We start from the raw sequence: 12,572 nt of genomic DNA on the forward strand, positions 1-12,572 counted from the left end.
GCCCCCTGCTTACGACAACTCGCGCCGTACGGTCTCTATCGTGTAGAACTCCAGTTGGTCGCCCTCCTGGATGTCGTTAAAGTTCTCCAGGGTCAGGCCGCATTCATAGCCTTGGGCCACTTCCCTGACATCGTCCTTGAAACGTTTTAAAGATGACAGCTTGCCCTCGTGAACGAGAACGCCGTCGCGAACCACCCGGACATTGGCGTCCCGGGAGATCTTGCCGTCAAGAACATAGCAGCCGGCGATGCTGCCGATCTTCGAGGCCCGGAAGACCTTGCGGACCTCAGCCTGCCCAATGGTCACCTCGCGGTATTCGGGCTCCAGAAGACCGGTCAGGGCGCCCCGGACGTCATTGATGGCGTCGTAGATCACCTGATACAGATGGATATCCACCTTTTCGCGCTCGGCGGCACGCCGGGCGTTAACATCCGGCCGCACGTTGAAGCCGATGACCACCGCATTCGAGGCCGAAGCCAGCATGATGTCGGTTTCTGAAATCGCGCCCACGCCCTGGTGAATGATCTGAACCTTGACCTCGCCGGTGTTGAGCCGCTCAAGGGCCTGGGCGAGCGCCTCCACCGATCCCTGTACGTCCGCTTTCAGAATCAGCGGGAGTTCTTTTACCTCCCCCTCCTGGATGCGCTTGAATACGTCCTCCAGGGACAGGCGCCCGGAGGCACGGAACTCGTCCTGGCGCTTTTTCAGCTGCCGCTTATCCGCGATCTCACGTGCCAGCTTCTCATCGTCGGTGACGAAGAAGGTATCGCCGGCCGCGGGGACCTCGGAAAAACCGAGGACCTCCACCGGCGTGGACGGCCCCGCCTTCTTTACGCGGCGGCCCTTGTAGTCCATCATGGCACGCACACGGGCGAAGCAGCTTCCGGCGACCAGGGCGTCGCCGCTCTTTAGTGTGCCGTTCTGGACCAGGACGGTGGCCACGGGACCGCGACCTTTATCCAGGCGGGATTCTATTATCGTCCCCCGCGCCGGCCGGTTGGGATTGGCGCGCAGCTCGGACATTTCGGCGACTAAGAGTACCATCTCCAAAAGATCCCCCAAGCCCTGGTGGGTAAGTGCCGATACCGGGACCATAATCGTGTCGCCGCCCCATTCCTCGGAGAGGAGGCCGTGCTCTGTGAGTTGCTGTTTAACCCGCTCCGGGTTGGCGTCGGGCTTATCGATCTTGTTAATGGCGACGATGATGGGGATACCCGCCGCCCGGGCGTGGTTAATCGCCTCGACGGTCTGCGGCTTGACGCCGTCATCGGCCGCCACGACCAGAATGGCGATATCCGTCACGCTGGCGCCCCGGGCACGCATCGCGGTGAAAGCCTCGTGCCCCGGGGTGTCCAGGAAGGTAATCCGCTTCCCTTTATGCTGCACCTGGTAGGCGCCGATGTGCTGGGTGATGCCGCCGTGCTCCGTCGCTGTGACGTTCGTGTCCCGTATAGCGTCCAGCAACGAAGTCTTCCCATGGTCAACGTGGCCCATTACAACCACCACGGGCGGGCGCGGAGCCAGGCTGGACAGGTCATCGGCGGCTTCGGACTCCAACTGCAGCGCCTCAACGTCTTCCTCCCGTTTGATCTCAACCGGGAAGCCGAATTCCTGGAGGATAATCGCCGCCGTCTCCACGTCAATCTCCTGGTTGATTGTCGCCATCGTCCCCATTTCCATCAGGCGCTTGATAACATCCGCGGCCTTAATGGACATCTTCTCTGCCAGATCCTTAATCGTAAGGCTGTCCGTAAGGACGATCAGTTTCTTCTCGACCGGGACACGCTCCGCGCGGCCACGCCCCTGGCGGGTGCGAATCAGCTTGTTTTCATTGAACCCTTGTTTACGGGAACCGTCCCACTTGCGCCCGGCCCCGCGGCCCTGATCACGGTTGGCGGCCAACCGCTGCTGTCCGCCGCCCTTCTCCAGCCGTGCGGCCTCCACCACCTCTGCGGGCGGCTTGGGAATGGCCCGGCTAAGGTCCAGACCAGGCCGGCGACCGTGAGGGCGTCCCGCAGGCCGTCCCGGTGCGCCGGGACGGGGTGCCCCGTGCCGTGGCGCACCCTGGGGGCGCGGACCGGCCCCCTGCGGCCGCGGGCCGGCGCTATGCGGGCGCGGTGCGCCACCCTGCGGGCGCGGACCGGCCGCAAATGGAGTACGCTGCTCGGCCGGACGCGGGGTCGCGGGCCGTTGCTCCGGCGTCTGCGGTGCCGGACGTGGTACGCCGGGCCGGGCCGGCCGCACATCAGCCGGGCGCGCCGGGCCGGGCCGGCGCACGGGCTCCTGCGGCGCCGGGTGCGCAGCTTTTGTCTTGGCGGCCGCCGGTGCAGGCTCAGTCTTCTCCGGTTTCACGGGTGCGACCGTTGGCGCAGGAGCGGCCGGTCTTTCCTCGGAGGGACCGGGGACGGCAGCCTGGCGCTCGGTTCGCACCAGGGGCTGCAGGTGACCCGGAATATTTAGAGGGCGCTCCAGAAAGCGCCGGTCCGGCGGTCGCTGGGGCACCTTATCCACCAGCCCGGGCCCGAACTGGCTAAGACGCGGAGGGCGGCTCTTAGGAGGTGGCGGTGGGGGAGCCGGAGAGTCCTTGGCCGTCGTCGCGGCCGGACCGGGAGCGGGGCCCGTCCCGGGGGAGGCCTTCTTGGGTTGCGTCCGCGTCGCCGGGCGCTGCGCCTCCGTCTCCGGAACAACAGGTTTCCGCTGCTGCCGCGCCCTGATGTGCCTCGTAACCGCGGCGATTTCATGGTCTTCCAGGGTGGAGAGAACGTTCTTCACGTTAACCCCCACCTCCGTCAGGGCTCGGAGCAGTTCTTTACTCTCCAGGCCGATGTCTTTCGCTACTTCGTGGACACGTCTCTTGCCCATTAAACCACCTCCAAAAATGCCATACCAAAAACCCTCCGCCATTGCTGACCGGCTATCCCTGAGATTGTTGCGACGGTTCCTGAAGGCAGCCCAGGATACGCCGCGCCAGATGTTGATCGAGGATCGTAACCACAGCACGGGGAGACTTCCCCAGGGCCGCACCCAGTTCCGCTTTCGCACCAAAGAGCACGAATGGAACGCCGAACCTTCGGGAGAGGGCGGAAAAATCCTGCTGCGTCGCCGGGGCGGCGTCGGCCGCGATTATAACCAGCCGTGCCTGGCGGCGTTCCAGCTTGGCCCGCACCCCTTCGTCGCCCGAAACAACGCTGCGTGCCCGCTGCCCGAGCCCGAGAAGCTTAAGAACCTGATCCACGGTTCATGACCTCCTCCCGGAGGCGCGCCATCAAATCCGGGTCAAGACGCTGGTGGAGCACATGCTCGAGGCGTTTACTCCGGGCCGCCTCCTCAAAACAGGCTATGTCAGGGCAGAGATAGGCGCCGCGCCCGGCCCGTCGCCCGGTGAAGTCCAATACCACCTGGCCGTCCGGGGTTCGAACGATCCGGATGAGTTCGCGCTTGGGCCGCATTTGCCGGCAGCCCACGCAGAGCCTCAGAGGTACCTTCTTTATATGCGCCAGGGTTGCACGCCTCCCCGCAGCTCAGGCCCGTTCCCCTTGCCCGGAATCGGTCACGGGCTCTAAATCCTCGCTCTCGCCGGCATCCAGTTCCGCTTCCGGCTTCGTCTCCATACCCGGCTCTCCGGCGTAGCCCTGCTGTTCCATATATTCCCGATAGATTTCGGCCATCTGGGATTCGCTCTTGATATCGATTTTCCACCCGGTAAGCTTGGCGGCCAGGCGGGCGTTCTGCCCTTCCTTGCCGATGGCCAGGGACAACTGGTAATCAGGTACAATAACCCGCGCGATCTTCTCGTCCTCCCATATCTCCACGGCCACGACCTTGGCCGGGCTCAAGGAGGCCGCTACGAATTTTGACGGGTCGGGGTGCCACTTGACAATGTCGATCTTTTCCCCGTTTAGTTCGTTGACAATGGATTGCACGCGGATGCCTTTCGGCCCGACGCAGGCCCCCACCGGGTCGATATGTTCGTCGCCCGAATAGACGGCGATCTTGGAGCGCACCCCGGGCTCACGCGCAACCGCCTTGAGTTCCACCAGCCCCTCCTGCAATTCGGGAACCTCGAGTTCAAAGAGCCTTTTGAGGAGACCGGGATGGGTGCGGGAGAGGATGATTAAAGGCCCCTTGGTGGTTCGTTTGACCTCGACGATATAGGCCTTGATACGTAAACCCGGATAAAGGCGCTCGCCGGGGATCTGCTCCTGAGGGGTAAGGACCGCATCGGCGCGCCCCAATTCGATGTAGGCGCTGCGCTGCTCCAAACGCTGGATAACCCCCGTGATGATGTCCCCTTCCCGGCTGGAGAATTCCTCGTACACCAGGTTCCGCTCGGCCTCGCGGATCCGCTGCACAACGACCTGCTTCGCCGTCTGGGCGGCTATCCGCCCGAAGTTCCGGGGCGTGATCTCGGTCTCCACGATGTCCTCCAGTTCGTAGGAAGGGTTAATCCGACGCGCCTCGGCGAGCGAAATCTCGGTGTTGGGATCCTGGACCTCATCTACGACGGCACGCTTGCTGAAGACACGACATTCCCCGGTCCGCCGGTCGATATGCACCCGGGCGTTGGCCGAGGTGCCGAAGTTCCGCCGGTAAGCGGACAGCAGCGCGGCCTCAATGGCCTCGATCAGGACTTCCTGCGCGATCCCGCGCTCTTTCTCCAACGCATGGATGGCCTCAAGGAACTCACTGTTCATCTTTCACTGAACCTCCTGCGGGGGAATCGCCCCACTCAAAAACAAGACGGGTCACGGCAATGCTCTCCCATGGGACGAGGATGGGCTGTCCGTCGACCTCAAGATGCACGCCCTGAGCGTCGTGCCCCAAAAGGACTCCGGTAAATCTCTTCCGCCCGTTGACCGGTGCGAAGGTGGTCAGCTTGACCCGGCGTCCCCGGAAGCGTTCGTAGTCTGATGGCTTTTTAAGGGGCCGCTCCAGCCCGGGAGATGAGACCTCCAGAAAGTAGGCTTGCGGGATGAAATCCTCTTCGTCCAGGATGGGGCTGATGGCATTGGACACCGCCTCGCAGTCGTCAAGCCCTACCCCTTCGGGCTTATCAATAAAAAGACGGAGGTACCAGCGCCCTCCCTCTCTGCGGTACTCAACGTCGACCAGTTCGAGCCCGTACCGGGCGGCCACCGGGGCGGCCAGTTCGGCGACGCGGGCGGCGACTGTTGATGCCTGTGCCAACTTCATCCTCCTCGCGTAGGATTCAGGGCTAAGACGAAGGAGTGGGTCAAACCCACTCCTTCGGGAAAAAACGCTCGGCCACCAGGTCCTAAACCACGGTAAGTATAGCATAAGATGATCCGCCTTACAAGTCCCTACTTAAATCTATTCTTCCCGCCAGCTCACGACTTCATACCCCGCGCCGCCGATGGCCTCCGCCACGCGCGCCGCGAGTCCGGCGTCGGCAACCCTCACCCGCACCTCTCCGGACGGCAGGTCGACCCGCACCTCCCGCACCCCGGGCACCGCGCCGACCGCCTTCTCAACAGCAGCCTTGCAATGCCGGCAACTCATACCCTTAACATAGACAACGAGGGATCGCGACATAAGGATACCGCCTCCCGAACCGCGGCCTCAGCCGAGAAGACCGTTGAGTTTCTCGACCACCGTTTCCTTCGCCGTAAAGCCGACCTCTTGGGCCACAACCTTGCCCCCCTTGAAGAAGAGCAGGGTCGGGATCCCCCTGATGCCGAACTGCGCCGTAAGCTCTTTATTCTCGTCGACGTTCAGTTTGCCGACTTTGACACGCCCGGCGAACTCCTCGGCTACCTGTTCAATGACGGGTGCCATGCTCCGGCACGGCCCGCACCACGGGGCCCAAAAGTCAACCAGGACCGGTTCACCGCTATTTAAAACCTCCGCCTCGAAATTCTGCTGATCAAGCTTGATCACCATTCTCTGAACCTTCTTTCTATGAAATAATTTTTGCAAGATTATCTGCTGCGGGGAACACACTGTCCCCGGCGCTAAACAGCTCAGCCGCCGCCTGAAGCGCCTGCCCCTGCGCCGCACCCGCCCCCTGCGGACCCGCTCCCGAGGCTGAATGAGCCCAGGAGCAAGCGCACCTGCTTGCTGGCACATCGCGGACACACTACCCGTTCCCGCTCGGCGTACGGCACGAGGACGGTAAAACGATACCGGCAGTCCTGACAGCGAAACTCATACAAGGGCACCCCGAACACCCCTTGGTGCTGGATTAAATTACTATACGATTTTAATATAAAGACCAGTGACTGACAAGACCGAATCCCGCGGCCCGGCATCAACCGAGCCCGGACTGCTTGAACATCTGAATAAAATTCAAAACAAACTGCAGTTCCTTGCGGTTCAGGTTACACACCAGCCCCAGGATGGCTTGAACGTTCGGATGGACCAGCAGTTCGCGCAGTTCCGGGTTCATCATGCTGAGCATCTGATCCGGGGCCCCCGGCTCCATGATGAAGTAACATGGGGAGACACCCATGGCCTGAGCCAGCTTCTCCAAGGTCTTGAGCGAGGGTTGGACCTTTCCCTGTTCCACCTGCCCGATTAGTCCCGCGGTAACCCCCGCCAGGCGGGCCAGTTGAGCCTGCGTCATGCCGTATTCTTCGCGCAGCATGCGGAGTTTATGCCCAAGCGAGCCCTCGTTGCCGATGAGGACCAGCGCCGGCACGCCGAGTTCCTCTGCCAGCCGCTTAAGGGTCGCCAGCGAGGGATAGACCGCCCCCCGCTCGATTTCCGACAGGTAGGACACCGAAATCCCGGCCCGCTCGGCAAGGGCGGACAGGCTGAGGCCCTTTTCACCTCGAAGAACCCGGATCTTTTCCCCGATGGTCAAGCTCGCACCCCGCGGTTCCCCTTCGACCAGTTGGGCCTTGGTGACGTTAAGGGCCGCGGCCAGTTTCTCCAGACTCTTCAGCGAAGGGCGCTTTGAACCGCGTTCGATCTCGGAAAGGTAAGATAGCGACAGTTCAGCACGCCGTGCAAGTTCTTGCAGAGTATAGCCCCGTTCCTCGCGCAAGGCACGGACCTGTTCACCACGGATAATCACGTTGCGCTCGCTCTCCCGTCACACTGAAAATGTTTTTATTTTACTATCATTCTATAATAGTGGGACTTGAGTTGACAACCCGTCGCCGGCCCTCGCCCCGGGCTTCGGCGCGCAGGCCAATAAACGATCGGCGATCTCCCGGAAGACCGGACCGGCCGCCTCACCGCCGCTGACGCCCCCCTCGATGAAGACGGCGATGGCGTAGCGCGGCCGGGCCAGAGGCGTATAGCCCACAAACCAGGCGTTCGTACAGCCGTCGCCGAGTTCCGCGGTACCGGTTTTCCCCGCGCTGCCCCAGCCGGGGACCCAGGCACTCCTGCCGTTCCCTTCAGTGGTTACGAGTGTCATAAGGCGGCGCATGGCGGCGGCTGTACCGGACGACACCGCGGGGCGGCCTTGATCAGGCGGCAGCCGCCGCAGGACCTTGCCACCCGACCGTACCTCCGCCACCAGGCGCGGCCGGAAATATGTCCCCCCGTTGGCAAAGGTGGCGGCCAACCCGGCGGCCTGTACGGCGTTGAGGAGGACCGGCCCCTGACCGATACTGGCGTTAACCAGATTGTACGGCCGTGCGATGGCGCTCAAGTCCTGCCGCGGGTCATGTTTCACGGGCAGGCCGATGATGCCGTCATCCTCCAGCCCCAGGCGCCGGCTAAAGGCCGCCAGACGCTCCGCGCCAAGGCGGAGCGCAACCTTGGCGAAGGTCGGATTGCACGATTCGGCGAAGGCACGGCCGAAAGTGAGTTCACCGTGACCGGCGCCGTTCCAGCACGGAATCAACTGCTCGGAGCGGCCTTCACAGCGGAAAACGCTTTCAGGAGTGACCAGGCCTTCCTCGAGCGCCGCAGCCGCCACCACCAGCTTAAAGACCGAGCCGGGCTGGTACAAGGCCAGAGCGCGGTTCACGAAGGGATCTCCATCCTTCTTCGCGGCCTTGCCGGGGGCGCGCGGGTCAAACCCCGGCCGCGAGGCTACCGCCAGAAGGTCCCCGTTACCGACGTCAAGCACTGCCGCGGCGCCCCGCACGCCGTGGCGGTCAAGGACTTCCTCCACCGCGGCCTGCACGCGACGGTCAAGGGTGAGGACGAGGTCATGGCGCCCGTCCGGCGCCCCTTCCGTGACCACCAGGCCCAGTCCTTGAAGCGGGCGGCCCCGGGCGTCGACGAAGACCCGTGCCGTGCGGGCGGGCCGGCTGCCCTTCAGGTCCTGCTCGTAGGCCAGTTCAAGTCCCGCCTTCCCTACCCGGTCGCCCAGACCGTAGCTCTTGCTTCCCGCCCTCGACAAAGCTGCGATCTCGTCACGGCCGGCTACAGGACCGGTGAAACCCAGGACGTGCGCGGCCAGGGATGGCGTGGGGTACCGAACGGTAACGGGCAGGACGTAGACCCCTTCCCACTGGTGTGCGGCCAGGGCCCTCCGCTGTGAAGGCGAGAGGCTGTACGGCAGAGCGCCCGGCTTCCCCATTTGCGAGCGGACCTCGGATACCGGCCGCCCAAGGACGGCGGCCAGCCGGCGCACTACATGGTCGGCGTCCTTCATTAACGCAGGGATTATCACCACGCATTCCTCGGGGACGCCTCCGGCAAGGGGCGCCAGGTTGCGGTCCAGGATACGCCCCCGCGGCTCGCTCTCCAAAGGCACGGCCGCCGTGCCCTGTTCCAGGCGGGCACCTGCGTAAAGGTCATGCTGGGCCACCTGGATGACACCGAGGCGCCATATAAGCAGCCCGAAGCACGCGAGGAGCGCCAGAAAAAGGCTCCGTACACGCCGGGGATGGGAACGCCCCACGTCTATCCGCCTCCTGCACGGGTTCATCAAGGCTCCCCCGGCCTGGAGAACCATTTTCCTAGTATTCCCATGCAAGGGCGGAGCTATTCCTTAATTCCGGTAGCCGCCGGGTTAAGGCCCCGCGCCGGCGCCGTATCCCGCCCGGGCCGGGCCCCCGGGCCCTCTGCCCTACCTCTGATACAGAGCCTTGTTGCGGTTGTGCTCCTCCAGGGTACGCGCAAAAGCGTGGCTGCCGTTCGGCTTGGCCACGTAATAAAGATAGGGGGTCCGGGCCGGGTTCACGGCGGCGGCAAGAGAGGCGGCGCCCGGATTGGCGATTGGCCCGGGCGGAAGGCCGGTAATGCGGTAAGTATTGTAAGGGGAATCAACCTTGAGGTCGTCCAGCGTAACCTGATAGGCGGCGGTGCGGCCGAGGGCATACAGTACCGTGGCATCTACCTGCAGGGGCATTCCGAGGCGCAGGCGGTTATGCAACACCCCGGAGATAAGCCGTCGCTCATCATCCCGCCGGGCCTCCCTTTCAATCAGGGAGGCGAGTATTACGGCCTGATGGAGATCCAGGCCGACTCGCTCGGCGCCCGCGGCCAGGTCCAGCCGCTCACTCTCAGCCGCGAAGCGGGCGAGCATACAGTCTATGATGCGGTGGGGGCCCAGGTCTCGCGTGACGGCGTAAGTATCGGGGAAGAGGTAGCCCTCGAGGCGGCGCGGCCCCTGAGGCAGCGCCTGCAGGAACGGGTGGGAGAAGCGGCCCGTGGCGACCTCGTCCAGGAAGGCCTTGGGGTCCACCAGGCCTTCCTTCCCCAGGATGGCGGCGATCTGGGCGGTGTTGTACCCTTCGGGGACGGTAAAGCGCTGCGTGGCCTGGCGACCAAGAAACAGCCGCTCAACAATGGCCGGCGTTGAAAGGGCGGGCGAAAGTTCATACTCACCGGACTTAAGCCCGGACTCGAAGCCCTTGTAACGGACGAAGGCGCGAAACGCCAGGTCACTGCGGACCAACCCCTCCTCACGCAACAGGGAGGCAATCTCGGCCGCGGTGCTCCTGGCGGGGATACTAAGCCTCCGGCTGGCGGCGTCCGGCGGCCCCACAGGACTCAGGATAAACACAGCGTAGAAACCAAAAATGCCTGTCACAATAAGGAACAGGCCGAAAAAGAACAGCAACCGGTCCAGAACGCTTGTACGACGGCGCCGAAGGGTGCGCGGAGCCTTCCCCAAGGAGGCCACCCCTTAACGGTTGGTAGATGGCCCCATTATAGCATCGCTCTCGGGGCAGCTACAACCTTCCTTCGACGCTTCTCGCGGACCGCACTTCACTCCTCGTGGGCAGCAAGGGCGCCGGTGGCAGTGTCAATAAGCAATAACGGCTCGGCAAAGCGCTTTACGACTTCATCCACGACCAGATCCAGGTGGACTCCCTGCGTGGCCACAACGGGAATGATAGGCTTGTGGCGGAAAAAGCGCTGCAGGAGTTTTACCGTGGTCGAAGAGACACTCCGAGGAGTGTCGTCTATCTTGGTTACCACGATGATATCGGCCTCGTCGAGCAGGATGTTTCCGGGTTCCATCAGGATCTCGTTCTTTATGTTGGCCGGAACGGTGCTCACCAGGATGTCGGCCAGTTGCCGGGTTTCCAGAGACTTGTACCCGTCGTTGATGCCCACGGCCTCGATCAGCACCAGGTCCGGCAGGGTCGACACCGGCGGGATGTCCTTCTGGGAAAGGTATCCCAGTTCGAGGACCGACCGCACCTTGTTCAAGTCATCGAGAGCCTTGCGGGCGTTCAGGATAAGCTGGTTCTTTTCCTTGATCTGGTTCACGGACTGCCGTACGACACGTTCTATGTCCTCGGCTACGTCACGGCCGGGTTCGGGGATGGCGATGGTTATGTAATTGGGGTCGATCCCTTTGTGAAAGTAAGGCTTCTCGTCCTGAACCCCGGAGCCGATCGCCAGCGGCTGGTAGCCCCGCGCCCGGAGAGCCCGGTAAATCTCGCCCAAGACGGTCGATTTACCGGAGTCGTTTCGCCCGGCGACAACCACCTTCTTCAACAGCGGCACCCCCTCGTCGGATCTAATAATCTATATGGGTGCCGGCGTGATATTATTATTGATTCAGCGGCGGCAAGGGCGGCAGTTCCGGAGCCGTTTCACCGGTTGCCGGCACGTCCGCCCCGGGTTTTGGCGTAATAGTCACCGGCGCAGGTTTCGTCCCGACGGCGATGATGCGGTTCAGAGGGCGGTAATGGCTTGACGGAAGGGGCTCCTTGACCACGCTCCCGTCGTTCTGCCAGACCCACCTTTCGGCCCTTGCCTTGTATCCTTTCAGGCCCTTCTGCTTGACAACCTCCTCTCCGGCGTTCAGGTTAGGGTCTTCTTCCCGTATCACCTTCGGCTCTATCGTCTCGGTGACCCAACTGTGCACCTCGACCCGCCTCTGGCGGGCGGTGTCCCCGAAGATCTTGAAGGTGAGGCGGCCCCTGCCCATGGACTGCTTAATAAAGACATAGCACCCCGTGTTATTCCTGAACTTAAAATCCACCGCCCCGTAAACCACCGTGGCGTCCCGGCCGATCGGAACGTAACTGATGGGCAGGGAGTGATTGGCCCGTTCGACGATCTCCAGGTTCGCCAGGAGTACGGCGTTGTAGAGCGTTGACGAGACCTGACAGACACCGCCTCCCATGCCGTCTTCAAACTGGTTATCGATAATGATGGGCGCTTCCCGATAACCCGCGGTGCTGTCCCGCGGACCGACGATGGCGTTAAAGGATACGACCTCGCCCGGCGGTACGAGAAGATTGTCCATCGCCGCCGCCGCCACACTGATGTTGTAAGACCGGTTCACGAGGGACGGATCGAAGCTCGTTGTGTAGCTGGCCAGAAGACCGGTCAGGCCCATGGCCTCGATATCCTCGGCCGTATGTTCGGGTTGAACCCTGCGCACGGGAAGGGGAATGGGATGGGGGTAGGTCCAGCTGAGGGAACCCAGGACGTCCTGATAGAGGCGGTCCGTATCGATGACCCGCCCACCCTCGCCGGGGACGATCACGACCCGGTCATCGGCGGTAATCCGGAAGCCGGCGTCACGAGGCTGCCGCACGAGATCCCCGGCCAGTTGCTCCGTCACGAACGCCAGCCGCGCCCTGTCCACGGCCGCCCTGAGGGGGATGCTGCCCCCGTCACGCGCCAGGCGCCGCCTCTCAAGCCACTGGCGGACAAAAAAGCCATCCCGGCCGGCTATTAGGGCCTCGTCCGCCATGGCTTCGGCATCCAGGGTGAACCCCAGTTCCGCCAGGGTGACAGTCCACTTCCTGCCGTCAAGGGTGAACTCCACCTCGCGGCCGCGCAGCTCCTTCTCGAGCGCCAGCAGGCGGGCCACGGCTTCATCCCTTGTCAGCCCGCCCAGGTCCAGCCCCAGAACGGATACCCCCGGGAAAATACGCTGGGCGGCACCCTGACCCGCCACCACCCCCCAAAAGAGGCTCGCTGCGAAAACAATACTCGTCAGTAAACCCAGCGCAAGACGGCGCAAGACATTAGGGCCGGCCACCTGTCTTCCTCCCCGACGCCCAGATGTGAACCCCCGGCGTCATTACCAGATGCCCGCCGTTGAGGCGGGCGGCGCCGGGGGTCTGGAACTTCTCATAGGTTCTAGGTTTGAGCCTCTGCCTAATGTTCTTTGGCAACCCTATCCTGCCACGCGTCGGCCACCTTTTCCCACTCTTCGTCCTCGACGTCGATCAGGA

At 63.1% G+C, this 12,572-nt stretch carries 14 protein-coding genes; 2 read left to right on the plus strand and 12 right to left on the minus strand.

Going from position 1 to position 12,572, the window contains the following annotated elements; genetic code table 11:
- Positions 1-9: 9 nt before the first annotated feature.
- Positions 10-1,944, minus strand: coding sequence for a translation initiation factor IF-2 (infB, locus tag QMC81_02010; protein MDI6906249.1), 1,935 nt, complete (start codon positions 1,942-1,944; stop codon positions 10-12).
- 105 nt (positions 1,945-2,049) lie between these two features.
- On the opposite strand from infB, the gene QMC81_02015 reads away from it, so the two are divergent.
- Positions 2,050-2,460 carry a hypothetical protein gene (locus QMC81_02015; GenBank protein MDI6906250.1) on the plus strand — a complete coding sequence of 137 codons (411 nt, stop codon included), beginning with the start codon at positions 2,050-2,052 and terminating at the stop codon, positions 2,458-2,460.
- A 183-nt stretch (positions 2,461-2,643) separates the two neighbouring features.
- A complete protein-coding gene (locus QMC81_02020) occupies positions 2,644-2,865 on the plus strand; it encodes a hypothetical protein (protein MDI6906251.1) in 222 nt (73 codons plus the stop codon).
- Between the two features lie 49 nt (positions 2,866-2,914).
- Here QMC81_02020 and QMC81_02025 read toward each other — a convergent pair whose 3' ends face one another.
- The 11 genes from QMC81_02025 to QMC81_02075 all read right to left on the minus strand — a co-directional run bounded on the left by QMC81_02025 (position 2,915) and on the right by QMC81_02075 (position 12,376).
- The gene (locus QMC81_02025; protein MDI6906252.1) at positions 2,915-3,235 is read right to left on the minus strand and encodes a L7Ae/L30e/S12e/Gadd45 family ribosomal protein; all 321 of its coding nucleotides are present in this window, start codon (positions 3,233-3,235) and stop codon (positions 2,915-2,917) included.
- Complete coding sequence (locus tag QMC81_02030) at positions 3,219-3,464, minus strand: YlxR family protein (GenBank protein ID MDI6906253.1); 246 nt, start codon at positions 3,462-3,464, stop codon at positions 3,219-3,221. The genes QMC81_02025 and QMC81_02030 overlap by 17 nt, the downstream gene beginning before the upstream one ends.
- Before the next feature lie 57 nt (positions 3,465-3,521).
- Positions 3,522-4,694 (minus strand): transcription termination factor NusA, encoded by a 1,173-nt coding sequence (gene nusA / locus QMC81_02035; protein MDI6906254.1) that lies wholly within the window; start codon positions 4,692-4,694, stop codon positions 3,522-3,524.
- Positions 4,684-5,187 (minus strand): ribosome maturation factor RimP, encoded by a 504-nt coding sequence (gene rimP, locus QMC81_02040; protein MDI6906255.1) that lies wholly within the window; start codon positions 5,185-5,187, stop codon positions 4,684-4,686. Before rimP ends, nusA begins: the two co-directional genes overlap by 11 nt.
- A gap of 144 nt (positions 5,188-5,331) precedes the next feature.
- Positions 5,332-5,553 (minus strand): cation transporter, encoded by a 222-nt coding sequence (locus QMC81_02045; protein MDI6906256.1) that lies wholly within the window; start codon positions 5,551-5,553, stop codon positions 5,332-5,334.
- 27 nt (positions 5,554-5,580) lie between these two features.
- Positions 5,581-5,901 (minus strand): thioredoxin, encoded by a 321-nt coding sequence (gene trxA / locus QMC81_02050; protein ID MDI6906257.1) that lies wholly within the window; start codon positions 5,899-5,901, stop codon positions 5,581-5,583.
- A 367-nt stretch (positions 5,902-6,268) separates the two neighbouring features.
- Positions 6,269-7,036 carry a helix-turn-helix transcriptional regulator gene (locus tag QMC81_02055; protein MDI6906258.1) on the minus strand — a complete coding sequence of 256 codons (768 nt, stop codon included), beginning with the start codon at positions 7,034-7,036 and terminating at the stop codon, positions 6,269-6,271.
- A gap of 51 nt (positions 7,037-7,087) precedes the next feature.
- Positions 7,088-8,824 (minus strand): penicillin-binding protein 2, encoded by a 1,737-nt coding sequence (locus tag QMC81_02060; GenBank protein MDI6906259.1) that lies wholly within the window; start codon positions 8,822-8,824, stop codon positions 7,088-7,090.
- Between the two features lie 168 nt (positions 8,825-8,992).
- Positions 8,993-10,042 (minus strand): endolytic transglycosylase MltG, encoded by a 1,050-nt coding sequence (mltG, locus tag QMC81_02065; GenBank protein MDI6906260.1) that lies wholly within the window; start codon positions 10,040-10,042, stop codon positions 8,993-8,995.
- Between the two features lie 95 nt (positions 10,043-10,137).
- On the minus strand, positions 10,138-10,875 hold the full coding sequence (locus QMC81_02070; protein ID MDI6906261.1) for a hypothetical protein: 738 nt from the start codon (positions 10,873-10,875) through the stop codon (positions 10,138-10,140).
- Positions 10,876-10,930: 55 nt separating this feature from the next.
- Complete coding sequence (locus tag QMC81_02075) at positions 10,931-12,376, minus strand: VanW family protein (protein ID MDI6906262.1); 1,446 nt, start codon at positions 12,374-12,376, stop codon at positions 10,931-10,933.
- Positions 12,377-12,572 lie beyond the last annotated feature (196 nt).

Source organism: Thermoanaerobacterales bacterium (genome assembly GCA_030019475.1).
In the GTDB taxonomy this organism is placed as follows: Bacteria; Bacillota; Desulfotomaculia; order Desulfotomaculales; family JASEER01; genus JASEER01.

Bases quoted from the DNA above. Each gene is read 5' to 3' on its own strand.
- QMC81_02045 (MDI6906256.1), bottom strand. From the start codon at position 5,553: ATGTCGCGATCCCTCGTTGTCTATGTTAAGGGTATGAGTTGCCGGCAT.
- nusA (MDI6906254.1), bottom strand. From the start codon at position 4,694: ATGAACAGTGAGTTCCTTGAGGCCATCCATGCGTTGGAGAAAGAGCGC.
- trxA (MDI6906257.1), bottom strand. From the start codon at position 5,901: ATGGTGATCAAGCTTGATCAGCAGAATTTCGAGGCGGAGGTTTTAAAT.